Raw genomic sequence first — 23,065 nt, 5'->3', positions numbered from 1 at the left:
GAAGACGTTTCTACCGATCCGACTGCTCTACCCCGTGACGCCGCAGCTACACCAGGTTTCCACGTTCCTGGCGTACCTCGTGGACGATCCGGTCCACCAGACCGTCCAGCGGTAGCTCGGTGCGCGTGTCGCCGGCCCGCTCGCGCAGCTCGACGTACCCCTCGGTGAGTCGGCGGCCGACCACGACGGCCCGGGGGATGCCGATCAGCTCGGCGTCGGTGAACTTGACCCCGGCCGAGACGTGCGTGCGGTCGTCGACAAGCACCCGCAGGCCGGCGGCGGTGAGGTGCCCGCCGAGCTCCAGCGCCGCGTCGAGCTGCGGGCCCTTGCCCGCAACCACCAGGTGTACGTCGCACGGCGCGATCGCCGCCGGCCAGACCAGACCCCGCTCATCGTGGTGCTGTTCGGCGATGGCCGCCACCGCGCGAGAGACCCCGATGCCGTACGAGCCCATGGTCGGCCGGACCGGCTTGCCGGCCGGCCCGAGCACGTCGACCGCGAAGGCGTCGGTGAAGCGGCGGCCGAGCTGGAAGATGTGCCCGATCTCGATGCCCCGCCGGATGGTCAGCTCGCCGGCCTCGCAGTCGGGGCAGGGGTCGCCGGCGCGTACGTCGGCCGCCTCGATGGTGCCGTCGGGGGTGAAGTCCCGTCCGCAGACCACGTCGGTCGCGTGCCGGCCCGGCTCGTTCGCCCCGGTCAGCCATGCCGAACCGGCCACTACCCGAGGATCGACCAGGTAACGGATGCCCAGCTTGTCGAGCAGTTGCGGCCCGATGTAGCCGCGTACCAACTCGGGATGCGCGGCCCACTCCTCGAAGACGGTCACCTGGGCGGGGTGCAGCGCGGCACCGACCCGTTTGAGGTCGACCTCCCGGTCACCGGGCAGCCCGACGACCAAGGGCTCGGCCCGGTCGACACCCGGCTGACGGACGGAGAGCACGACGTTCTTCAGGGTGTCGGCGGCGGTCCAGCCATCCCGGCCGCCCAATCGGCGGGCGTTGGCCAACTCCACCAGGCTCGCGATCGTCGGCGTCTCCGGAGTGTCGTGCACCTCGGCGGCCGGCCGCGTGCCCAGGTCACCGGCGGTCGGCGCGCGGGTGACCACCGCCTCGGTGTTGGCCGCGTAGTCGCAGGCGGTGCAGCCGACGAAGGTGTCCTCGCCGACCGGGGTCGCCGCCAGGAACTCCTCCGACGCGGAGCCGCCCATCGCGCCGGACATCGCGTCCACCACCGTGTAGTCCAGACCCAACCGGTCGAAGATCCGCTGGTACGCGGTGCGATGCCGGGCGTACGCCTCCCGCAGCCCCGCCTCGTCCAGGTCGAAGGAGTACGCGTCCTTCATCAGGAACTCCCGGCCGCGCAGCAGCCCGGCCCGCGGCCGAGCCTCGTCGCGGAACTTCGTCTGCACCTGGAACAGCGTCAGCGGGAAGTCCCGGTACGAGGTGACCAGGTCCTTGACCAGCAGCGCCGCCATCTCCTCATGGGTGGGCGCCAACAGGTGCTCGGCGCCGCGCCGGTCGGCGAGGGTGAAGATGTCGTCGCCGTACTCCGTCCACCGGCCGCTCGTGCGGTAGGGATCGGCCGGCAGCAGCGCCGGGAAGTGCACCTCCTGGTCGCCGATCGCGAACAGCTCGGCGCGTACCACCTCGGTGATCCGATCCAGCACCAGCTTGCCCAGCGGCAGCCAGGTGTAGCCGCCCGGTGCGGCACGACGGATGTAGCCGGCGCGAAGCAGCAGCCGGTGGCTCGGCACCTCCGCGTCGGCCGGATCCTCGCGCAGGGTCCGCAGCAACAGGGTCGACATGCGTAGCAGCATGGGTGCAGCGTAGGGCCGCGCCGATCGGACGAGCGAACCAATTCGGTACCGCTCTGCCGCTGATCAACTCGGTCCCCATGATGTCGCGGTATCCGCGTGGTGGGGGTGCCCGATTTTCAGCAACCCGAGTGGAACACCTGGCCGCGGCGGGGCTGAGGTGCCCTCCCGCAGGTCCACACCAGGCCGGACAGGTGATGTGCATCTTGAGCACCCGGACGCGGCAACCATCGGTGCCCATGCTGACGTCTGGGATGGCATTCAGCCTTACACCCCTGATGCGAAGGACCGGCTCGTGTGGACAATCTGCTGAGTGAGTTCGACTCGTTCGTCCGTACCCGCACCCCGGCGTTGTTGCGCTCGGCCTACCTGCTGACCGGAGATCAACATCTGGCCGAGGACCTCGTCCAGTCAGCCCTGGCTCGGACGCATCGATCGTGGAGCCGCCTGCACCACAGCGGCAACGCCGAGGCGTACACCCGCAAGACGATGTACCACCTGCAGGTGTCCTGGTGGCGCCGCCGTCGGGTACCCGAGTCAATGCCGGGCGACCTACCCGAGCCACGCGGAGGCGGCTCGGCCTCGGACCACGCCCACCAGACCAGCCTGCGGCTCACCCTGCGAGCGGCGTTGGTGAAGCTTTCCCCAAAGCAACGCGCCGTGCTTGTCCTGCGGTTCTTCGAGGATCGCACCGAGCTCGAAGCGGCCGAGTTGCTGGGCGTCACCGTCGGAACGGTGAAGAGCCAGACAGCCAAGTCGTTGGCCCGATTGCGCACCGTCGCACCCGAGCTCGCCGAGCTGTATGTCCTGGAAGGGAGCACCCGATGAACGACCAGCGCCTCCGGCTCGACCTGACCGCCCTGGCCGACGAGGTCACCTCGGTCGACCTGCGGGACCGTACGCTCCGCACGTCGCGTCGGCTCGGCATCCAGCGGGCGGTGGCCACCTCCGCCGCCGCGCTGGTGCTGATCGCGGCGGCAACCAGCACCGCCTTCGCCATCCGGCCGAACCAGTCCCCGACCCCGCTGCCTGCCGACACCCCGTCGGTCACCGCGTCGTCGACGCAGTCGCCCTCTCCGACGCCGTCCGCCAGCGCCGACGCCCCGCCCAGTAGTGGGTCCGGCACGAACGCCCCGGCAGTACATTTCGGAAAGCTCTTCTACGGCCCCGCCTCGGGGGTCGAAGCCAAAAACGCGAATCTACGCTCCTGGAGCCCTGGGGGCAGTGTGGTGCGACTGGCGGCTCTGCCCGAACCCACGGCATTGATCCGCGCGGGCATCTCGCCGGACGGGCACCGGGTTGCCTGGGTGCAGATCGACGTGGACGGCGGTAGCAATCTCTACACGGCCAACGTCGACGGCTCAGACAGGCAGCAGGTGCGCAAGGAGGTCGAGCAAACCTGCGTCTACCCGGTCTGGTCGCCGGATGGGCGGTACCTGCTGTTCCGCGAGTGGGATGCGACGGTTGGGCCTGGCCGAGTTGGGGTGCTGGACACGCACTCAGCGAAGAAGACCGTGCGCTGGTGGGCCAACGACCGTGCGGGATGTAATGCTCGTTGGTCGTCTGACGGCAAGATCATCGCGATGATCAACGCCGATGGTGGTGTGACGCTGTTCGACAGCAGCGGCAACCGGAAGCGTGACATGCCAGGGCTGGGCACAAGGGGTACCTGGGGGAATGGGGACGTCGTCAGCCTCTCTCCGAATGGCGATCGCATTGCCCTGTACCGCTCCGACCCCAGCAGCGAGGACGCGACCGATCCCAAGGTCGGCGTGGTGCGCGATACCCGAACGGGCGAGGAGATCCGGCTGCCTCTGGAGGGCCGAAAGTCGCGGCAGGTGTACTTCCGGACTGACGGTTCGATGATCGTGCGGGTCCAGGCCGGCAGTGGGTACGCCGTGCTGTTGGTGGACGAGGACGGCAAGAAGATTGCCGAGACCCCCGAGCCAGCCAGCCTGAAGGACATTCGGATCCTTGCCGTCGTGGGCTGACGAGCAGCACCGGAACAGGGTGGCTGGGCTGAGCCACGGGAGCCGTGCCACCGGGTAAGACGAGGGACCGGCCACTCACGGGGGTGGCCGGTCCCTCCGCCGGTTCACCCCGCGCTGGACAGTCGGCCCTCGCAACGCACGTCCGGATCGGCCGCCGACTGCCAGGGCAGCATCCAGTTCAGGGCAGTCTCCTCGACCACCGACACCAGGCTGTACGGAACCTGTGTGGCCTGCGGGCAGAGGGCAGTTGGCCAATGACCTCCGCCACGTCGCCCGATCGGGGCACTGCCCGCCGTACCTCCGGTGACAGACTTGTCGCCGCAGGCAACGAATGGCGTAAGGAGAACACGGGTGCGCTGGGGCAGTTTTGTCGCGGTCGGGGACAGCTTCACCGAGGGCATGGACGACGCGTACCCGGACGGCACCTTCCGGGGCTGGGCGGACCTGGTGGCGACCCGGCTCGCCGCCGAGGTGGGCCCCGACTTCCGGTACGCGAACCTGGCCATCCGGGGCCGGCTCTTCCCCAGCGTCGTCGCCGAGCAGGTGCCCTCCGCAGTGGCGATGAAGCCGGATCTGATCAGCTTCGCGGCCGGTGGCAACGACGTGCTGCGGCGCACCTTCGACCCGGAGACGCTCGTCGCCCGCTTCGACGAGGTGGTCCGGCAGCTGCGCTCCGGCGGCGCGGACGTGCTCCTCTTCCGGTTCGCGGACGTGATGGCCCGACTGCCCGGTCAACGCCTCGTCGCCCCCCGGGTGCAGTTGCTCAACCAGGCGGTCGGTGAGACCGCCGAGCGGCACGGCGCCATCATGGTCGACCTGTACGCCGACGACACGTTCCTCAACCCGATGCTCTGGAGCACCGACCGGCTGCACCTCTCTCCGGCCGGGCACCGACGGGTCGCCGGGCAGGTGTTGAACGCGCTCGGGGTTGGCTGCGACGAGGAGTGGCTGATGGTCCCGCCGCACCCGGCACCGTCGCCGTGGCTGGCCGCCCGCGCCGCCGACGTGCGCTGGGCTGGTCGGCACCTCGCGCCGTGGGTGAAGCGGCGGTTGACCGGTCGGTCGTCCGGCGACACGGTGACGGCGAAGCGTCCGCTGCTCGGGCCGATCGTCGACTGAGCGTGCGCACCCTGCACACCGCGCCGCTGCTGCGCCGTGAACGCGACGGCGAGCCGGTGCCGGAGCACGCCGCGCTGGTAAACGGCGACCGGATCGAGGCCGTCGGCCCGCTGGCCGAGTTGAGTTCGGCGTACGCGGGTGTGCGGGTTCGCCGCTGGCCCGGCACGCTGGGGCCCGGTCTGCTGCATGACGGTCCGCTGCCGGTGGCGCCCACCCCGCGCGAGCGGGTGCACGCGCTGCTGCGTACCGGGGTGACGGCGGTGCTGGCCGAACACCTGGCCGACCCGGCGCTGCGGGCCGCGGTCGAGCGGAGCGACCTGCTTGTGCTGCCCACCGCCGTGGCGCCGACGCTGTATCCGGGCGGGCGGGCCGACCTCGCGGTGCACGTCGACGGCGCCTGTCTGGTAACCGTGGTCGCCGGCCGCATCGCTCACCGCCGCGCCTGACCAGGGCGACTCATCCACTGTGGAGTCATTCGATTGAATCGGGGTCGCCCGATGTCCGCCCTCCTCGATAGCATCCGCTGCCCCCGCTGATCGGAAGGCGGGGACATCGGGGAAAGGTGGATGAGGAATGACCCTCATGCCTGGCACGACGACATCCGCAAGACCGGTCCGAGCCCTCTTGGCCGCAGCGCTGTCCGTGGCGGTCGCCGCCGGGACGCTCACGCTCACGGCAGCGCCGGCCGCAGCGAACGACGACAACCAGCCGCCGGGCGTGCCGACCGAGCTGCAGACCTCCGGCCAGCCGTGCACGGCGGCCGAGCCGTACCAGTTGTGGCAGAACAACGACCTGGTGCTCTCCGCCGTCCTGCATGACCCGGACGTTGACGTGACCGGTAGCACCGACCGGTTGACCGCGACCTTCGCGCTCTGGCCGGTTGACGAGCCGACGGCCCGGATCGAGCGGTTCGGGTACTACGGTCGGGAAGGCGATCGGGAGAGCGGCCTCTTCGAACGCGAGACCCTCACCCACGACCGCGTGTACGCCTGGCAGGTACGGGCCGCGGACGACCAGGCCACCGGCGAGTGGAGTGGCCTCTGCTACTTCCGGACCGATTTTGAGGGCCCGGCGGTCGCGCCGACCGTCACCTCCACCGACTTCCCCACCGAGGGCTGGCACCCGGCGCTGCCCGGCCAGTTCACCTTCGACGCCGCGGCGACGCCGGACGCGGTCGGCTTCCGCTATGAGCTGCTCGGCGTCAGCGGCATCCAGACGGTTCCGGCGGACCGGCCCGGTGGCTCGGCCACGGTCACGCTCCGCCCGGATGACGGACCCCGCACCCTCGTGGTGTCCAGCCTTGACGAGGCCGGGAACAGGTCGCCCGAAGCGCAGTACGAGTTCCGGGCCAGCGACGTCTCCCCGATCATCACCGGGAAGCTCACCGAGGTCGGCGTGCCGACCACCTTCACCGTCCAACCGCAGATGGCTGGGGTGGTCCGCTACCGGTTTCAGCTCGACGGTGACCCGGAGCAGACGGCCGAGGCGGCGCCCGACGGCACCGCCACGCTGACCGTCACCGCCACCCGGGCAGGCAGCCGGACCCTCTCCGTGACCAGCGTCACCGCAGACGGCGTGACCGCCACCACGACGAGCACCTTCGTGCTGACCACGGCCCCGAAGATCTCCGCGACGGTCTATCAGCAGGGCGGCACCAGTGGGGGGCCGGGCGTGCCCGGAGTCTTCACCTTCACCCCGCGCCAGCCTGACGTGGTCAGCTACCTCTATCGCTTCAACACGGTGACCGGCACCGTGGCCGCGGCGGCCGACGGCACCGCGTCGGTGACCTGGACGCCGACGAAGGCGGGCCTGACCTCGCTCAGCGTCCGGAGCGTCGACCGCGACGGCAACCAGTCGGACGCGGCGTCCTTCACCTTCTTCGTTCGCAACCCGCCGCCGAGCAGTTAGGGGCTGCGCCACGGCCCGAGCGAGCCGGCGGGCGGTCCGGGTCAGACCGGATCGGTAACACCCAATGCCCGGCCGACCGGCCCACCACCCCCTGCGGGTGGTGGGCCGGTCGGTGTTACAGCGGTCGCCAGCGGTGATCCGGCGTACCTTGGGGATCATGTCTGTGCCGAGCGATCCCGATCCCCGCCTCCAGTCGTACGCGGACCCGCAGCGGCTGGTTACCACCGAGTGGCTGGCCGAGCATCTGGGCGACGAGGGCCTCGTCGTCGTCGAGTCCGACGAGGACGTGCTGCTCTACGAATCCGGTCACATCCCCGGTGCCGTCAAGGTCGACTGGCACCTGGAGCTGAACGACCAGGTGACCCGGGACTACCTGGACGCCGCGAGCTTCGCCGAGCTGTGTGCCGCGAAGGGCATCGGCCGGGGCGACACGGTCGTCTTCTACGGCGACAACTTCAACTGGTGGGCCGCGTATGCCCTCTGGGTCTTCTCGCTCTTCGGCCACGCCGACGTGCGACTGCTCGACGGCGGCCGGCAGAAGTGGATCGCCGAGGGACGCGAGGTGACCCGCGACAAGCCAGCTCGTCCGCGCGCCGACTATCCGGTGCCGAGCCGCGACGACGCGCCGCTGCGGGCCTTCCGCGAGCAGGTCATGGCGCACATCGCCTCCGGCCGGCCACTTGTCGACGTTCGGTCGCCGGGTGAGTACACCGGCGAGATGCTGCACATGCCGGACTACCCGCAGGAGGGTGCGCTGCGCGGTGGACACATCCCGGGCGCGGTCAGCAAGCCGTGGAAGTCCGCCGCCAACGAAGACGGCACGTTCAAGTCCGCCGACGAGCTGAAGGCGATCTACGCCGACCAGCTCGGGCTGAGCCCCGACGACGATGTGATCGCGTACTGCCGGATCGGCGAGCGGTCCAGCCACACCTGGTTCGTGCTGCGGCATCTGCTGGGCTACCCGCAGGTGCGCAACTACGACGGCTCGTGGACCGAGTGGGGCAACCTGGTCCGGGCACCCGTCGTCAAGGGCGACCAGCCCGGCGGCCTGGCCGTCTGAGCGGCACGCGGCGCCATCTGCCGTCCCCGCGTGCCAGTGAACGTCGCGCGGGGACGGTGTTCAGCCAGCTAGCGCGATGGTGCCGCGCAGGTCGCGGACGACACCGGTGACCTCGCCGGTCTGCGGGTTCCAACGCGCCACGGCGGCCGGTTCCAGTCGGAGCAGCACCGCGCCGTTGTCGTCCCAGCCCAGCACGAGACAGCAGCCCTTGCTGCGGTCCCGGCCCAGGTCGAGCAGGTGGGTCATGCCGCCGGTCCGCGCGTCCAGCACGGCCGCCCCCTCGGCACCGCTCATCTCGCTGCTGGTGATCCAGGCTGCCCGGGCCAGGCGCTCGCCGTGCAGCCAGCCCCGGCCGTAGAACTCGTTTACCTGGTAGGGCGAGGGCAGCGCCGAGCTGGTGACCGGCTGTTCGGAGCGGAGTTCGCCCTCCTGGGCGGTTCTGCTGCGTAGTTTGAGGCTGGCCCCCTCGCCGTACATCTCGATCAGCGGTGCCTCGCGGTCGGCGGCCGGGTCGGGTGCGATCAGCTCCCAGGTCGACACGTCGATCGTGCTGGCCGCCCCGCTGATCCGGTCCACCGCGTACGTCCGGTCGTCGCCCCCGACCAGCACCCGGTCGTGCGCCCACACCACCTGCTCCAGGTAGCCGTCGAGCGGTATCCGGCGGACGGCCGCCGTGGTGAGGTCGATCATGATCAGCTCTTTGGTCTGCGCGAACGCGGCCGACCGGCCGTCCGGCGACAGCACTCCCGGCTTCAGGGCAGCCGCTTCGTTACCGCTCGCGTCCCGGGTGGGTGCCAGCGTCACCACGTCGAGGCTGCGCACCACGCCGTCGTTGCCGAGCACCCGAACCGGGCCGTCCTCGCGACCCTCCTCGTTCAGCGGCTGGAACAGCGCCAGTGCCCGCTGGACCGGCCTCTCGGAGAGCGGCACGGTCGCCGGGTCGCCGAGCCGGGCCAACGGATCGGGCGGGTAGGTCAGCTCGGCGGGCGGTCGCTGCACCGTACCGGCGGGGGTGGGGTCGGTGGTCGGGATCACCGTCGGGCCCACCGGAGGGACCGGCGACGGATCGGTGGGCGCTCGAAGAGCCGCCACCGTCCCACCACCGACAAGTGCCACGGCCAGGGCGACCGCCCCGACAGCCCGCCGGGTGCGGCGGGTACGCCGAGCCCGCTCCCATCCGGCGGTGGCCGGCTGGCTGGGCAGCACGTCCTCGACGCTGACGGTCAGCAGTCGGCGCAGTTCGTGCTCGTTCACGGGTTCACCTCCAGACCGCTGGCCAGATCGGCCGAGCCCTGGCTCGGTCGGGCATCGCGGGCGAGGTCCGGGGCGACTTCGCGCAGTCGGCGCAGCGCGGCGTGACACTGGCTCTTCACGGTGCCGACGGTGACCCCGAGCGCCTCGGCGGTGGCGACCTCGGTCAGGTCCTCGTAGTAGCGCAGCACCAGCACGGCCCGCTGCCGTGGTGGCAGTAGCCCCAGCGCGTTGTGCATCGTCAGTCGTAACGCGCCGTCGCGGTCGTGGGCCACCTGGTCCGGCGGCGCGGCGCTGAGCCATTCCCGCCGTCGGCGACGCCACCACGACACCGAGTCGCGGTAGAGGATGGCCCGCACGTACGCGGAGGGGTCGCCGTTGCGGACCGATCCCCAGCGCAGCGCCAGCTTCAGCAGCGCGTCCTGGAGAAGGTCTTCGGCCTGGTGCTGGTTGCCGCAGATCAGGTAGGCCGCGCGGAGCAGCCGGTGTTGGTGGTTCTCCACGAAGGCGAGGTAGCCGTCGCGCCCGTCGTCCCTCGTCGGTGCCATCCGCCCCCCTCCCGGCCGTCGCGATGCGTGCGCGTCATCTGGCAGACGCACGGGAGGTGGGAAAAGGTTGGGTCAGCTCGATGGCGTTCCGGTCAGGTAGCGCTGGAGGGTCGGTGCGATCCAGGCGACCAGCTCCTCCGGCGTGGTGTCCGCCATCGGCGGCAGGCGGACGATGTATCGGGTGAAGGCGAGGCCGAGGACCTGACTGGCCACCAGGCCAGCTCGTCGGGCGGTCAGCGCCGGGTCGGTGCCGAACGTGGCCACGGCGGCGGTGAGCTGGTCGGCGAAGATGCCGCGCATGCGTTCGGCCGCGCCGGGGTTGGTGCTGGCGGCCCGCAGCAGCGCCACCAGGGTCTCGTCGCCCTCCCAACGGGAGAGGAAGTGCCGGACCAGCACCTCACCGAGACGGGCGGGCGGCACCGAGGTCAGGTCGGGCAGGCGTAGGTCGAACTCGGCCGCTGCCGCGAAGAGCCCCTCCTTGCTGCCGTAGTAGCGCATGACCATCGACGGGTCGATCTGGGCGTCGGCGGCGATGGCCCTGATCGTGGCGCGTTCGTAGCCATCCGCCGCGAACCGTTCCCGGGCCGCTCGCAGGATCGACGCCCGGGTGGCGTCGGAGCGGCGGGAATGCGTCGGAGTGGTCATGCCAACGACCGTATGCCAACAACTGTTGACACGCAATCGGAGTGGCTCTAGCGTTGCCAACAAGTGTTTGCCAACAGGTGTTGGCAACAGTCTGTTGGAGGTGGCCATGCTGCCCACGAAGACCGATGTCCTGGTGGTGGGCGCCGGCCCCACCGGTCTCGCCACCGCGTTGACGCTGGCCCGACGCGGGGTCGAGGTGACAGTGCTGGACCGGTTGGCCGCGCCGCCGACAACCTCCCGCGCCGCCGTCGTGCACGCGTACACCCTGGAGGTGCTGGACCGGATCGGCGCCGCGGCGCCGCTGATCGCCCAGGCGGTGCGGACGCCGCGCTTCACCGTGCGCGACCGGGACCGGGTGCTGCTGTCGGTGCCGTTCCACGAGCTGCCGTCCCGGTTCCCCTACGCGCTGCTGGTCTCCCAGGCGGTCACCGAGGCCGTGCTCGCCGAGAAGCTGGAAGAACTCGGGGTAGAGGTGCGGCGGCCGTGCCGGCTCACCGGGCTGAGTCCTGCCGGTGACGGCATGCTCGCGCAGGTCGACGGGGAGGCGGTGCGCGCTCGGTTCGTGGTCGGCGCGGACGGCCTGCACAGCACGGTCCGGCAGTTGGCCGGCATCGGCTTCACCGGCGGCAGCGACGAGGAGTCCTTCGTGCTCGCCGACGTGCGGGTACGCAGCGAGCTGCCCCGCGACGAGGCGGCGCTCTTCCTCGCCCGCTCCGGGCCGCTGGTCTGGGCGCCGCTCCCCGGCGGGGTGGTCCGGTTGGTCGCCGCCGTGCAGACCGCCCCGGCGGAACCGGACGCGGCCTACCTCCAGGCGCTGCTCGACGAGCGCGGCCCGGCGCGACGGCCCGACCAGGTGACCGAGGTGCTCTGGGGCTCCCGGTTCCGGGTGCACCACCGGATCGCCGACACCTTCCGGGCCGGGTCGGTGCTGCTGGCCGGCGATGCCGGGCACGTGCACAGCCCGGCCGGTGGGCAGGGCATGAACCTCGGCATCTGCGACGCCGTTGCGCTCGGCACCGCCGTGGCGGACGTGCTCGACGGCGGCCCGGAGACGCTGCTCGACGACTACACCGCACGGCAGCGGCCGATGGCCGAGGACGTGCTGAGCTTCGCCGCTGGGCTGACCAGGTTGGCCGCCGTATCCCCGGCCGGTCGGCCCGCTCGGGACGTGCTGCTCCGCCTGCTCGGTGCCGTGCCGCCGGCCCGCCGCCGGATCGCGCTGCGCCTGTCCGGGTTGTCCCACCGCGAACGAACGCCGGGTTAGGCAACGCCGCCGCGGCTCAGCAAAGCGGCCGGCCGCAGGATCCGCCATGCGGCCGAGGTGACCAGCGCGAACGTCGCCGCCGCCGCACCCGCCACCGGCACTGTGCCGTACGCCGCGGCGGCAATCCCGGCGAGCGCCGCCCCGAGCGGGGCGGTGAGCAGACCGACCATCCGCTGAGCCGCACCGACCCGACCGAGCAGCCCGCTCGGCACGTGCTGCTGGCCGTACGACGCCCACAGGCTGTTCCACACCACAGTGCCGGCGGCGAAGACGGCCAACGCGATCCCGCCCGGCACCGGGTGCCGGGCCAGCGCGAACCCAGTCAGCGCCACGGTCTGCGCGGCCAGCACCGCGCGCAGTGCCGGCACCGTGCCGAGCCGGGCGGCGAGCCGGCCCGCCCCGAGCGCCCCTGCCAGGCCGCCGAGGATGGCGCTCGCCGCGAACAGCCCGTACCCGGCCGGCGGCACCCGCAACACGTCCAGGGCGTAGAGCACCAGCACCGCGATGATCCCGCTGATCGCCAGGTTGCTCGCGGCGGCGAGCAGGGTGACCCGCCACAGTGTCCGGTGGGCCCGCAGCCACCGCACCCCCTCGCCGATCTCGCCCCACACCGAGCCGCGTCGCGCCTTCACGCTCGCTTCGGGGGCCGGGGCGACGGCCAGCACGAGCAGGGCGGCCACCGCGAAGGTGACGGCGTCGAGGGCGAACGGGAGGGCCGGGGCGACGGCGAACAGGACACCGGCGGCGGGTGCCCCGAGGAAGCCGCCGGCCACCGCCGACCCCGCCTGTAGCCGGCCGTTCGCCCGGGGCAGCGCGTCCGGCGGCACCACAGTGGGCAGCAGCGCGAACGAGGCCGAGTCGAAGAGGGTGCCCAACGCGGCGAGGAGAAACGCCGCAACCAGAAGCGCCGCGATCCGGGCGTGGTCGAGGGCGACCGCCACCGCCAACGCCGCAACCACCCCGGCGCGCACCCCGTCGACCAGGGCCATCGTCCGTCGCCGGTCCCAGCGGTCTGCGTACACGCCGCCGATCAGGCCGAACAGTAGCGGCGGCAACTGCCCGGCCACGGTGACCGCCGCGATGACCCGGGGGTCGCGCGTCAACGTCGCGGCCAGCAGGGCCAGAGCCGGGGTACGCAGCGCGTCCCCGAACCGGGACGAGACAGCGGCGGACCACAGGAGTCGGAAGTCCCGCCCCAGAGCAGAGGAAGTCATGCCGGCGACCGTGCCGGTTCGACCGGGTCGAGGGTCAAGCCGCCGGGCAAAAGGGGACCGCGTCTGTCGGTGATCATCGGTACGGTGGGCGCCGGCATCCGGACCGGGGAGAAACCAGGCGTGGACCACACTTTCCAGGTCGACCTACGTGGCGTGGTCGACCTGCTCAGTCATCACCTCTATGGCAGTCCGCGGGTCTACGTCCGCGAGCTGCTCCAGAACGCGGTGGACGCGATCACCGCACGGCGTCGGGCCGAGCCGGACGCGCCGGCGCTGGTCCGCATCGAACCCCCGGACAGCACCGGCGACGGCACGCTGCGGGTGCACGACACCGGCATCGGTCTGACCGAGGCGCAGGTGCACGAGCTGTTGGCCACCATCGGCCGCAGTTCGAAGCGCGACGAGCTGGGCTTCTCCCGGCACGAGTTCCTCGGCCAGTTCGGCATCGGTCTGCTCTCCTGCTTCCTGGTGGCCGACGAGATCCAGGTGCTCACCCGGCACGGGGACAACCCCACGGTGCGCTGGACCGGGTACGCCGACGGCCGCTACGCGGTGACGGTGGCCCCGCCGGAGGCCGCCCGCGCCGAGCCGGGCACCACTGTCACGCTGGTGCCCCGCCGCGACGCGGACCAGTGGTTCACCACCCCGACCGTCACCGACCTGGCCCGGCTCTTCGGCGCGCTGCTGCCGGTCACCGTCCGCGTCGGCGACGTCGTCACCACCACCGGGGAACCGCCGTGGCCGACCACGCCGGGTGCGCCGCTGGACCGCGCGGCACTGATCCGGTACGCCCGGGAGACGCTCGGCGTGGACCCGTTCGACGTCCTGCCGCTGTCCGTGCCGGAGGCCGGGCTGACCGGCGTCGCCGTCATCCTGCCGACCCCGGTGAACCCGGCTGCCCGGGCCGGGCATCGCGTCTACCTCAAGCGGATGCTGCTCACCGAGAACGCCGACGGGCTGCTGCCGGAGTGGGCGTTCTTCGCGCACTGCGTGGTGGACGCGACCGAGCTGCGCCCGACCGCCAGCCGAGAGGCCCTCTACGAGGACACGCTGCTGACGGCGACCCGGGAGGCGCTCGGCGACCAGGTGCGCGGCTGGCTGGTCCGGCTGGCGCGGCACGACCCGCACCGGCTGGCCGAGTTCCTCCAGGTGCACCACCTCGGCGTGAAGGCCCTGGCCTTGCACGACGACGAGATGCTCCGGCTGGTCGACAGGTGGTGGCCGATGGACACCAACGTCGGCACGCTCACCCTCGCCGAGTTCCGCGAGCGCTACGGCGTGGTCCGCTACGCGGCGAGCCTCGACGAGTTCCGTCAGCTCGCCGCGGTGGCCGCAGCGCAGGACCTGGCGGTGGTCAACGCCGGCTACACGTACGACACCGAGCTGATCGAGCGGCTGCCGGTGGTGGACCGCTCGGTGCTGATCGAACGGCTGGAGCCGAGCGACCTCACGACCCGCTTCGAGGCGCTCGACCCGCAGGTGGAGTTGGCGCTGCGACCGTTCCTCACGGCGGCGCAGCGGGCCGTCGAGCGTTCCGGCTGCGAGGTGGTCATCCGGGCGTACGATCCGGTCTCGCTGCCCGCCCTCTACCTGGTCAGCCGGTCGGCCGCGTTCAACGACCAGCTCGCGGCGAGCCGGGACCGGGCCGACGAGCTGTGGGGCGGCGTGCTCGACGCGCTCGCCGCCACCGCCCCACCGGACCGCCCGCAGTTGGTGCTCAACCACCGCAACCCGCTGGTACGACGGGTGTCCATGCTGAGCGACCCGGAGCTGGTCGGCCTCGCCGTCGAGGCGCTGTACGGGCAGGCACTGCTTCTTGGCCACCATCCGATCCGCGCGGCCGATGCCGCGCTGCTGAACGATTCCTTCCTCGGCCTGCTCGGCCGGGCTGTTCCGGGACGGGAGTGATCATGAGCGACGAGGATCTGTGGCGGATGCTGCGCGGCATCACCGACATGCCGTACGGGGCGGGGCAGATCGCCGCGCTGGAACAGTTGCTGCGCCGGGTGGACGCCGCCAACGACCGGCACCTCGCGTTTGTCACTCGGCTGCAGGCCACCACCGGCTACATCTACGGCGGCGAGCCGGCGAAGTCCTTCGTGACCTTCTCCTGGTGCCTGTCCGAGTTCGACCGGGACCCGCAGCCCTACCACCAGCGCCACCTGCACCAGTTGCTGTGGCACTTCAAGTCCATGGTGAACGGCCTGCTGAGGTTCCCCGAGGTGCCACTGGACCGCACATACGCGGTGTTGGACGACATGGAGCGGCGCTACCGGGCCGGCGGGCACAGCCTGCAGGCCGTGCACAAGCACCGGTTCCGGGTAGCTGACCACGTGGGCGACGTCGAGGCTGCCGCGCACTGGTACCGGCTCTGGCAGACCACCCCGCGCGACGAACTCTCCGACTGCGCCGGCTGTGATCCGACGAGCCAGGTGGGCTACCTCGCCGACGCCGGGCGGGACGCCGAGGCGGTGGCGCTGGCCGAGCCGGTGCTCGCCGGTCGGCTCACCTGCACCGAGCAGCCGCAGGCGATCCTCACCGCGCTGCTCCTGCCGTATCTGCGTAGCGGGCGGGGTGACCAGGCGCGGGAGGCGCACCGGGAGGCGTACCGCCGGCTGCGCGGCAACCTCGCCGACTTGTGGGACATCGGTGACCACATCGAGTTCTGCACGCTGACCGGCAACGAGGCCCGAGCTGTTGAGCTGGTCGAGCGGCACCTGGACTGGCTGGATCGGGCGCCGTCGCCGGCCGCCGCCATGCATTTCGCGGCGACCTCCGCCGCAGCGCTGCGTCAGGCCGGCGCGTCGACCGTGTACCGCCGGGCCGCCGAGGGTCGGCCGGCCGCCGAGGTGGCGGCGGCCGCGCTGGCGGACGAGCTGGCCGAGACCGCGACCGGTCTGGCCGCCCGCTTCGACGCCCGTAACGGCACCACCCACCAGTCGGAGTGGATCGCCCGCCGGCTGGTCGTGCGGGCGAGCGGGGAGCATGTGCCGCTGTCGGCGAGCGTCCGTCGCCGTTCGACCCGTCCGGTCGGGGACGAGCCGAGCGGCAGGCCGGGCACGCCAGCGTCGCCCGCCGAGCGAGTGCGAGCCGGCAAGGGTGAACGACCCACCGTGACCGTGCCCACCGATGCCGGCCCGGACGAGCTGCTGGACCTCGCGGAGCAGAGCTGGGGCCGACACGACCGGGCCACCTTTCGGGCGGCGCTGGTCGCCTTCGACGACCGGTTCGGCTCCGCCGAGCTGCCCGTACGCACGTCCGCGCACCGACTGGCGCTGCGGGCGTCCGAGCGCGGCGAACAGGACGACATCGAGGGTGCGGTCAAGCTGAACCGGGCGGCGCTGGAGCTGTACCGGGAGGTGGGCGAGGAGGTGCCCGCTCAGACGGTCGCCGGGCGGCTCGGCGTGCTGTTGGCCCAGTCCGACGAGGACGCCGAGGAGGGGCTGTCGCTGGTACGCGAGGCGGCCGAGGCCCTGGACCGGCTCGGCGACGCCCGGCAGCGGGCAGCCGGACACGACCGGACGGCGTTGGCGCTGCTGTACCGCGAACGTTGGGCAGACGCGCTCGCCGCACTCGACCGGGTGCCGGCCGACGCGGGCGGCGATCAGCACCTGGCGGCCCGGATCGCGCTGCACCGGGCGCACCTGCTGGAGCAGTTGGACCGCGCCGACGAGGCCCTCGCCGCCGTCGACGAGGCGCGCCGGATCGGCCGGGAGCTGGGCGTCGGCGAGCTGGTCACGGGCGCCTGCCTGACGTACGCGCGGCTGGTCGACGATCCGGCGGACGCCGTGGCCGCCTGCGACGAGGCGTTGGAGGCGGGACAGGCGGACATGGAGCTGCCGATCCGGGTCGCCCGCGCGCGGGCGTCGCTGTCGGCCGGCCAGGCCGTCGATGCGGTGGACGACTTCGTCGAGGCGGTGACGCTGTGCGTGGAGCGGGGCGCCGAGGGGGACGCGTTCCTTCGGTGGGAGTTGGCGAACGCGTACCGGGTGGTGGGGCGGCTCGCCGAGGCCGCCGAGGTCGCCGAGGAGGCCGTGCTCGGTCTGGACCGGCTGGGCGCCCAGGCGGAGGCCGACCGTTGCCGGCACCTGCTGGCCGACGTCTACGCCGGGCTTGGCGAGATCGACCCGGCGTTGGCCCTGCTGGAGCAGTTGGCCGGCAATCTGGACGGCCCGGACAATCTTCCGCACCGGGCACAGGTGCTGGAGGAGGCCGGCGGGATCCTCTACGACGCCGACCGGGACGCGATAGCGGGCGAGCGGTTCGCCGCTGCGGCTGAGGCGTACCGGCTCGGTGACCTGCCGCTGGACGAGCTGCGCGCCCGCCGACGGGAGGCGTACGCCTGGTTCTGGGCCAACGATCGGGACGCGGCGTTGCGCGCCGTCGAGGTGGTGGACGGGTTGGCGGCGAAGCTGGCCGGGCAGACCGAGCCGTCGGTGATGTACGAGCTGGCGATGGCGGCCGAGGCCGGCGCGCGGGTGCTCACCGGGGAGGACCGCCTGGACGAGGCGCTGGGCCGGCTCACCGGGGTGCCGGACCGGTTGCGGTCGATCGAGGCGTTCGGTGAGGCCGCCCAGGTGGAGATCCTCATCGGTGAGCTGCTGCTGCGCCTGGACCGGTCGGCCGAGGCGGAGCCGCTCCTGCGCCGGGTGCTCGGTGGGCTGCCGGCCGCCTCGCGGCCGGTCCGTCAGACGGCCTGGCTGCTGGCTCGGGCGCTGGATCAGCTCGATCGACCCGCAGAGGCCGCCGCGCTGCGCGTGGAGCACGAGCTGGACGAGGACGACTGACCCTCGTTGGGCCCGCCCCTGGCCAGGTCAGGGGCGGGCCCAACGAGGGAACGGGTGGAGTTGACCGGTATCCATCGCGGGCTCATCGCGGTCTACGCTTGCCTGGTGACGGTGGAGCAGCAGGCACGGGGTGCGGCGGGTGCGGGCCGGCGCAGGTCCCGCAAGGACGAGATCTTGGAGATCGCGGTAGGTCTGTTCGCGGCGCGCGGCTACCACGGTGTGTCGATGGACGACATCGGCGCGGCCGCCGGGGTCACGGGTCCGGCGCTCTACCACCACTTCGCCGGCAAGGAGGCCATGCTGGCCGCCGCGCTGATCCCGGTGAGTGAGGGGTTGCTGGCCGGCGGGCGGGAACGCGCCGTCGGGCGCTCGGACGACCCGCGCGCCGTACTGGAGTCGTTGATCGACTACCACGTCGAGTTCGCGCTGGCCAACCCGGCGGTGATCGCGCTGCACCTGCACGAGCTGGACCGCCTGCCCGAGGAGCCGCGGCGGCGGATTCGTCGCCTACAACGCCTCTACGTCGAGGAATGGGTGACGGTGTTGACCGCGCTGCACCCGGGCATGCCCGACGGTGAGGCGCGGGTGCTCGCACACGCCGCGTTCGGCCTGATGAACTCGACCCCGTTCCTCGGTGGTGAGGTGGACCGGCGACGCCGCGCCGAGCTGCTGCGCGGCGCGACCCTGGCCGCGCTGCTCGCCTGAGCCGACTCGCCTGCTCGGACTCGTCAGATGCGTGCCGGTCATGATTCCCTGAACCGTCCCACCATCCGGACGCCGGGAGGAAACATGATCGAGTCACTGCTGGTCGCCAATCGGGGCGAGATCGCCCGCCGGATCATCCGCACCGCCAAGCGGCTCGGCATCCGCGCGATCGCGGTGCACTCGGAGGCCGACGCCGACCTGCCGTTCGTTGCGGAGGCCGACGAGGCGGTCCTCATCGGCCCACCGAATCCGGCGCTGAGCTACCGCAACACCGAGGCGATCCTCGCCGCCGCGAAGTCGACAGGCGCGCAGGCCATCCACCCCGGGTACGGCTTCCTGTCGGAGAACGCCGACTTCGCCCGTACCGTCGAGGCCAGTGGCCTGATCTGGGTCGGGCCCGACGCGGACGCGATCACCGCGATGGGCGACAAGATCAACGCCCGGAACCTGATGGCTGCGGCCGGCGTTCCGGTCGCGCCTGGCACCACCGACCCGGCCGCCGACCTGGACGCGGCGGTGACGGCCGCCGCCGAGATCGGCTACCCCGTGATGGTCAAGGCCGCCGCCGGCGGTGGCGGCATGGGCATGGGCGTGGCCATCGACGAGACCGCGCTGCGCACCGAGTACGACAAGGTGCGCGCGTTCGCTGAGCGGATGTTCGGCGACGGTTCGGTGTTGATCGAGCGGTACTTTCCCCGGGTACGACACGTCGAGGTGCAGATCCTCGGCCTGGCCGACGGCCGGGTGGTGGCGCTCGGCGAGCGGGAGTGCTCGGTGCAGCGGCGCAACCAGAAGCTGGTCGAGGAGTCCCCGTCGCCGGCGGTCTCGCCGGAGCTGCGATCTCGTCTCCTGGCGGCGGCGGTGCGGGCCGGCGAGGCGGTCGGCTACCGCAACGCGGGCACGGTGGAGTGCTTGCTCGACCCTGAGACGAACGAGTTCTTCTTTTTGGAGATGAACACGCGGTTGCAGGTGGAGCACCCGGTGACCGAGTACGTCTACGGCGTCGACCTGGTCGAGGAGCAGTTGCGGGTGGCCTCCGGGCTGACGCCGACGTTCGACCCGGACGCGTTGACCCCGCGCGGCCACGCCATCGAGATGCGGATCAACGCGGAGGACCCGAAGCGCTTCCTGCCCGGCCCCGGTGTGATCCGGACCTGGGTGGAGCCGACGGGCGAGGGTGTCCGGGTGGATTCCGGCTACACCGAGGGCAACACGGTCACCCCGTTCTACGACAGCCTGCTCGCCAAGCTGATCGTCACCGGTGCGACCCGGGAGCAGGTGATCGAGCGGGCCCGCACGGCGGTAGCGGCGTTCCAGATCGAAGGCCCGAAGAACAACGTCCCCTTCTTCGCCGAGCTGCTGACCAACGCGGAGTTCCTCTCCGGCGCCTACGACACGGGAATCGTGTCCCGCATGCGCTGACCGCCCAGGCCGTCGACAGTCGTTCGGCGGCGAGGCAAGACTGGTTCGCCCGACACACTGTCCCGATCCGACGTCACAGCGAGGTGACCGATGAGCCAATTGCCAGATTCCGTCTCCATCCGCGAGGTTGGGCCGCGGGACGGGTTGCAGAACGAGGACCCGATCCCGACCGACGCCAAGGTGCGGCTGCTCGACGCGCTCTCCGGCACCGGCGTGCGCCGGATCGAGGCGGTGTCGTTCGTGCACCCGTTGGCGATCCCGCAGATGGCCGACGCCGACGAGGTGTGGCAGCGGGCGGCGAAGGCCGACGGGGTGCGTTACTCGGCGCTGGTGCCGAACACCCGGGGTGCCCGACGGGCGCTCGCCGCCGGGTTCACCGAGATCGAGGTGGTGGTCTCGGCCAGCGACACGCACAACCGGCGCAACGTCAACCGGTCCACCGCCGAGTCGCTTGACGACATCGCCGAGCTGATCGACCTGCTGCACGGCGCTTCGGCGCGGGTCGAGGTGATCGTGGCGACCAGCTTCGGCTGCCCGTACGAGGGGGACATCGACCCGCAACGGGTGGCCGGGATCGTGGACCGGGTCGTCCGCGACGGCGCGGACCGGGTCGCGTTCGGTGACACCACCGGCATGGGCACGCCGCGTCGGGTCCGCGAGCTGCTGACCGCGGTACGCGACCGCAACGCGCACGTGCCGGTGCTGCTGCACTTCCACAACACCCGGGGTACGGCGTTGGCCAACCTGCTGACCGCGCTGGAGCTGGGGGTGACCGAGTTCGACGCCAGCGTCGGTGGGCTGGGTGGCTGCCCGTACGCGCCGGGGGCGAGCGGCAACCTGGCCACCGAGGAGGCCGTGCACATGCTGCACGACATGGGTATCGACACCGGCATCGACCTGGCGGCCCTGATCGAGGCGGCCGAGTTGGCCGAGGAGTTGCTCGGCAAGAAGCTGCCGTCCGGTGTGCTGCGGGCGGGTCCGCGTACCCGGCTGACGCCGCTGCCGAGCTGACCGTCCGGACGCGACGGAGGGGCCGGCGAAGGTGCCGACCCCTCCGTGGTGCCAGGTGGATCAGCTAACCGAGGTGAGCGCGCTCGGCCAGCTGTCGCGGAAGATGTCCGCGCTGCGGTCGGTGGCGCTGAACGTGCCGGCGAAGAGGTTGCTGACCCGGTTCGCCTCGGCGGTGCTCGGGTACGGGTTGGTGCAGCTGGTGCCGGCGCTGCCGCCGGACATCAGCAGCGAGCAGTTCCCGTTGTAGTTGTCCGGCAGGCCGAGGATGTGCCCGATCTCGTGCGTCATGATCCGCAGGGGGCTGTACTGCGCGGCCTGCTGGGTGTCGATGTAGACCCGGCCGTTGCCGAGGCTGGTCCGCACGGCGTACGAGCCACCGCCGGTGATCTGGTAGATGCGCAGGTTGGAGCCGCAGTTGGCGGAGAGCGTCAGGTTGACGGTGGCGTTGTTCCAGATCGAGGCGGCCTGGTTGGCGGTGCCGGCGTAACTGCCTGCCTGGCTGGTGTTGTAGCAGATGGTCATGGCGGCGGACGCGGGCGACGGGTTGGCGACCGTGACGCCGAGGGTGGCGAGTGCCGTCGCGAGCAACGCGACCGCGAGCCGATTGAGTCGTGAGGTCATCGCTGACTCCAATCCGGGAGGAGGGGTGCCAGGAGCCTAGCGACACTCATTCATTGTTTTCAATGTCTTGCCCTCGACTCAACTGTCTGGTTCGCTCGTAGGTCGCCGACAGTCGTGTCGATGCGCTAGCCTAACGATCGTTCAGGTCAGTATGGCGGAGGAGTCGGCGTGACGCTCGACGGTGAGGCACTGGAGCAGCTGCGCAAGCGGGCCCGGTCCGGCGGCGCGGACAAATATCACGCGGCCAACGCGGCCAAGGGCAAGCTCTTCGCACGTGAACGGGTCACGCTCCTGGTCGACGAGGGCTCGTTCGTCGAGGACGGCCTCTACGCCAACGCGCTCGCCGACGGGCTGCCCGCCGACGGCGTCGTCACCGGGACCGCCACGATCGACGGCCGACAGGTCTGCCTGATGGCCAACGACTCCACCGTCAAGGCCGGCAGTTGGGGTGCCCGCACCGTCGAGAAGATCATCAGGATCATCGAGCGGGCGTACGGCGCCGGGGTTCCGATGGTCTACCTGGTCGACTCGGCCGGTGCCCGGATCACCGACCAGGTCGATCTCTTCCCCGGCCGTCGTGGTGCCGGCAAGATCTTCTGGAACCAGGTCCGCGCCTCGGGCTCGATCCCGCAGGTCTGCGCGCTGTTCGGTCCGAGCGCCGCCGGTGGGGCGTACATCCCGGCGTTCTGCGACGTGGTGGCCCTGGTCGACGGCAACGCGAGCATGTATCTGGGCTCCGACCGGATGGTCGAGATGGTCACCGGCGAGAAGACCACCCTGGAGGCGATGGGCGGGGCCAAGGTGCACACCGCCGAATCCGGCGTGGGGCACTTCCTCTGCAAGACCGAAGCCGACGCGCTCGACGTCGTGAAGACCTACCTGTCGTACCTGCCGGCGAACTGGACGCAAGCGCCGCCGACCGCGCCGGCGGTCGCCGCGTCCGCGAAGGTCGACCTGGCCGCGCTGGTGCCGGCCAGCGAACGGCAGGCGTTCGACATGCGGCGGTACGTCAAGGGCCTGCTCGACGAGGGTTCGTTCTTCGAGATCCAGGCGCTCTGGGCCAAGGAGTTGACCATCGGCTTCGGCCGTCTCGACGGGCAGGTCGTCGGCGTAATCGGCAACAACTCGATGTTCAAGGGCGGCGTGCTCTTCGTCGACTCGGCCGACAAGGCCACCCGGTTCGTGCAGCTCTGCGACGCGTTCAACGTGCCGCTGCTGTTCCTCAGCGACGTGCCCGGCTTCATGGTGGGCAGTGCGGTGGAGAAGCAGGGCATCATTCGGCACGGCGCCAAGATGATCACCGCGATCTCCGAGGCGACCGTGCCGAAGATCTGCGTGGTGGTCCGCAAGGCGTACGGTGCCGGCCTCTACGCCATGGCCGGTCCCGGCTTCGAGCCGGACGCCACGATCGCGCTGCCGACCGCGAAGATCGCGGTGATGGGCGCCGAGGCCGCCGTGAACGCGGTCTATGCCAACAAGATCGCCGCCATTGCGGACGAGGACGAGCGGGCCGCCTTCGTCGCCGCCAAGCGAGCCGAGTACGAGCAGGACATCGACGTCGTCCGGCTCGCCAGCGAGCTGGTGGTGGACGCCATCGTCGAGCCCCACGACCTGCGCACCGAGTTGGTTCGTCGCTTCGCGGCGGCGCGTACGAAGGATCGGCACTTCTCCCGCCGTCGACACGGCGTCACCCCGGTCTGACCGTC

The 23,065-nt window shown here is 71.5% G+C and carries 19 protein-coding genes; 13 read left to right on the top strand and 6 right to left on the bottom strand.

The genetic code is table 11. The annotated features are described in order from the left end of the window. Window positions 1-46: 46 nt before the first annotated feature. The gene (locus IF46_RS0107945; RefSeq protein ID WP_030487635.1) at window positions 47-1,816 is read right to left on the bottom strand and encodes a proline--tRNA ligase; all 1,770 of its coding nucleotides are present in this window, start codon (window positions 1,814-1,816) and stop codon (window positions 47-49) included. Between the two features lie 294 nt (window positions 1,817-2,110). Here IF46_RS0107945 and IF46_RS0107940 point away from each other — a divergent pair, with 294 nt between their 5' ends. From IF46_RS0107940 to IF46_RS0107915, 6 genes are all read left to right on the top strand, one after another. Next, window positions 2,111-2,641, top strand: a complete 531-nt coding sequence (locus tag IF46_RS0107940; RefSeq protein WP_030487634.1) for a SigE family RNA polymerase sigma factor — start codon at window positions 2,111-2,113, stop codon at window positions 2,639-2,641. Further along, entirely contained in the window at window positions 2,638-3,804 is a 1,167-nt protein-coding gene (locus IF46_RS0107935; RefSeq protein WP_030487633.1) for a PD40 domain-containing protein, read from the top strand. The genes IF46_RS0107940 and IF46_RS0107935 overlap by 4 nt, the downstream gene beginning before the upstream one ends. Before the next feature lie 351 nt (window positions 3,805-4,155). Beyond that, window positions 4,156-4,923, top strand: coding sequence for an SGNH/GDSL hydrolase family protein (locus IF46_RS0107930; protein WP_030487632.1), 768 nt, complete (start codon window positions 4,156-4,158; stop codon window positions 4,921-4,923). A 2-nt stretch (window positions 4,924-4,925) separates the two neighbouring features. Further along, window positions 4,926-5,369 (top strand): hypothetical protein, encoded by a 444-nt coding sequence (locus IF46_RS0107925; protein WP_030487631.1) that lies wholly within the window; start codon window positions 4,926-4,928, stop codon window positions 5,367-5,369. Between the two features lie 127 nt (window positions 5,370-5,496). Next, the gene (locus tag IF46_RS33160; protein ID WP_157562729.1) at window positions 5,497-6,831 is read left to right on the top strand and encodes a hypothetical protein; all 1,335 of its coding nucleotides are present in this window, start codon (window positions 5,497-5,499) and stop codon (window positions 6,829-6,831) included. Between the two features lie 157 nt (window positions 6,832-6,988). Next, window positions 6,989-7,891: a sulfurtransferase gene (locus IF46_RS0107915; RefSeq protein ID WP_030487629.1), complete on the top strand. Its 903-nt coding sequence runs from the start codon at window positions 6,989-6,991 to the stop codon at window positions 7,889-7,891. Between the two features lie 60 nt (window positions 7,892-7,951). Here the strand turns inward: IF46_RS0107915 and IF46_RS0107910 are convergent, their stop codons facing one another. The 3 genes from IF46_RS0107910 to IF46_RS0107900 all read right to left on the bottom strand — a co-directional run bounded on the left by IF46_RS0107910 (window position 7,952) and on the right by IF46_RS0107900 (window position 10,335). Further along, window positions 7,952-9,145, bottom strand: coding sequence for a hypothetical protein (locus tag IF46_RS0107910; protein WP_030487628.1), 1,194 nt, complete (start codon window positions 9,143-9,145; stop codon window positions 7,952-7,954). After that, on the bottom strand, window positions 9,142-9,690 hold the full coding sequence (locus tag IF46_RS0107905; RefSeq protein ID WP_030487627.1) for a SigE family RNA polymerase sigma factor: 549 nt from the start codon (window positions 9,688-9,690) through the stop codon (window positions 9,142-9,144). Before IF46_RS0107905 ends, IF46_RS0107910 begins: the two co-directional genes overlap by 4 nt. Window positions 9,691-9,762: 72 nt before the next feature. Continuing rightward, entirely contained in the window at window positions 9,763-10,335 is a 573-nt protein-coding gene (locus tag IF46_RS0107900; RefSeq protein WP_030487626.1) for a TetR family transcriptional regulator, read from the bottom strand. Window positions 10,336-10,441: 106 nt separating this feature from the next. Between IF46_RS0107900 and IF46_RS0107895 the strand changes: the two genes are divergently transcribed. After that, window positions 10,442-11,599 (top strand): FAD-dependent oxidoreductase, encoded by a 1,158-nt coding sequence (locus IF46_RS0107895; RefSeq protein ID WP_030487625.1) that lies wholly within the window; start codon window positions 10,442-10,444, stop codon window positions 11,597-11,599. Here the strand turns inward: IF46_RS0107895 and IF46_RS0107890 are convergent. Continuing rightward, window positions 11,596-12,813 carry an MFS transporter gene (locus IF46_RS0107890; protein ID WP_051723753.1) on the bottom strand — a complete coding sequence of 406 codons (1,218 nt, stop codon included), beginning with the start codon at window positions 12,811-12,813 and terminating at the stop codon, window positions 11,596-11,598. The two genes, IF46_RS0107895 and IF46_RS0107890, sit on opposite strands and share 4 nt — an antisense overlap. A gap of 120 nt (window positions 12,814-12,933) precedes the next feature. On the opposite strand from IF46_RS0107890, the gene IF46_RS0107885 reads away from it, so the two are divergent. The 5 genes from IF46_RS0107885 (at window position 12,934) to IF46_RS0107865 (ending at window position 20,738) form a co-directional block, all read left to right on the top strand. Continuing rightward, entirely contained in the window at window positions 12,934-14,721 is a 1,788-nt protein-coding gene (locus IF46_RS0107885) for an HSP90 family protein (RefSeq protein ID WP_030487623.1), read from the top strand. A gap of 2 nt (window positions 14,722-14,723) precedes the next feature. After that, window positions 14,724-17,600, top strand: coding sequence for a hypothetical protein (locus IF46_RS0107880; protein ID WP_030487622.1), 2,877 nt, complete (start codon window positions 14,724-14,726; stop codon window positions 17,598-17,600). Window positions 17,601-17,705: 105 nt separating this feature from the next. Further along, window positions 17,706-18,305 (top strand): TetR/AcrR family transcriptional regulator, encoded by a 600-nt coding sequence (locus IF46_RS0107875; protein ID WP_030487621.1) that lies wholly within the window; start codon window positions 17,706-17,708, stop codon window positions 18,303-18,305. Between the two features lie 84 nt (window positions 18,306-18,389). After that, window positions 18,390-19,727, top strand: coding sequence for an acetyl-CoA carboxylase biotin carboxylase subunit (locus IF46_RS0107870; RefSeq protein ID WP_030487620.1), 1,338 nt, complete (start codon window positions 18,390-18,392; stop codon window positions 19,725-19,727). 90 nt (window positions 19,728-19,817) lie between these two features. After that, window positions 19,818-20,738, top strand: a complete 921-nt coding sequence (locus IF46_RS0107865; protein ID WP_030487619.1) for a hydroxymethylglutaryl-CoA lyase — start codon at window positions 19,818-19,820, stop codon at window positions 20,736-20,738. A gap of 60 nt (window positions 20,739-20,798) precedes the next feature. On the opposite strand, the gene IF46_RS0107860 is transcribed toward IF46_RS0107865, so the two are convergent. Further along, window positions 20,799-21,359, bottom strand: coding sequence for a snapalysin family zinc-dependent metalloprotease (locus IF46_RS0107860; protein WP_030487618.1), 561 nt, complete (start codon window positions 21,357-21,359; stop codon window positions 20,799-20,801). 168 nt (window positions 21,360-21,527) lie between these two features. On the opposite strand from IF46_RS0107860, the gene IF46_RS0107855 reads away from it, so the two are divergent. After that, the gene (locus IF46_RS0107855) at window positions 21,528-23,060 is read left to right on the top strand and encodes an acyl-CoA carboxylase subunit beta (protein ID WP_030487617.1); all 1,533 of its coding nucleotides are present in this window, start codon (window positions 21,528-21,530) and stop codon (window positions 23,058-23,060) included. Window positions 23,061-23,065 lie beyond the last annotated feature (5 nt).

Origin of the sequence: Micromonospora chokoriensis (genome assembly GCF_000718555.1) — a bacterium.
Classification (GTDB): domain Bacteria; phylum Actinomycetota; class Actinomycetes; order Mycobacteriales; family Micromonosporaceae; genus Micromonospora; species Micromonospora chokoriensis_B.
The sequence above is the reverse complement of the archived record's forward strand: the minus strand, read 5'-3'. Positions and strand labels throughout refer to the sequence as shown.

Coding starts and splice junctions, on each gene's coding strand:
- IF46_RS0107880 (WP_030487622.1), top strand. CDS start 14,724: ATGAGCGACGAGGATCTGTGGCGGATGCTGCGCGGCATCACCGACATG.
- IF46_RS0107900 (WP_030487626.1), bottom strand. CDS start 10,335: ATGACCACTCCGACGCATTCCCGCCGCTCCGACGCCACCCGGGCGTCG.
- IF46_RS0107905 (WP_030487627.1), bottom strand. CDS start 9,690: ATGGCACCGACGAGGGACGACGGGCGCGACGGCTACCTCGCCTTCGTG.
- IF46_RS0107895 (WP_030487625.1), top strand. CDS start 10,442: ATGCTGCCCACGAAGACCGATGTCCTGGTGGTGGGCGCCGGCCCCACC.
- IF46_RS0107870 (WP_030487620.1), top strand. CDS start 18,390: ATGATCGAGTCACTGCTGGTCGCCAATCGGGGCGAGATCGCCCGCCGG.
- IF46_RS0107915 (WP_030487629.1), top strand. CDS start 6,989: ATGTCTGTGCCGAGCGATCCCGATCCCCGCCTCCAGTCGTACGCGGAC.
- IF46_RS0107860 (WP_030487618.1), bottom strand. CDS start 21,359: ATGACCTCACGACTCAATCGGCTCGCGGTCGCGTTGCTCGCGACGGCA.
- IF46_RS0107865 (WP_030487619.1), top strand. CDS start 19,818: ATGAGCCAATTGCCAGATTCCGTCTCCATCCGCGAGGTTGGGCCGCGG.
- IF46_RS33160 (WP_157562729.1), top strand. CDS start 5,497: ATGACCCTCATGCCTGGCACGACGACATCCGCAAGACCGGTCCGAGCC.
- IF46_RS0107945 (WP_030487635.1), bottom strand. CDS start 1,816: ATGCTGCTACGCATGTCGACCCTGTTGCTGCGGACCCTGCGCGAGGAT.
- IF46_RS0107890 (WP_051723753.1), bottom strand. CDS start 12,813: ATGACTTCCTCTGCTCTGGGGCGGGACTTCCGACTCCTGTGGTCCGCC.
- IF46_RS0107935 (WP_030487633.1), top strand. CDS start 2,638: ATGAACGACCAGCGCCTCCGGCTCGACCTGACCGCCCTGGCCGACGAG.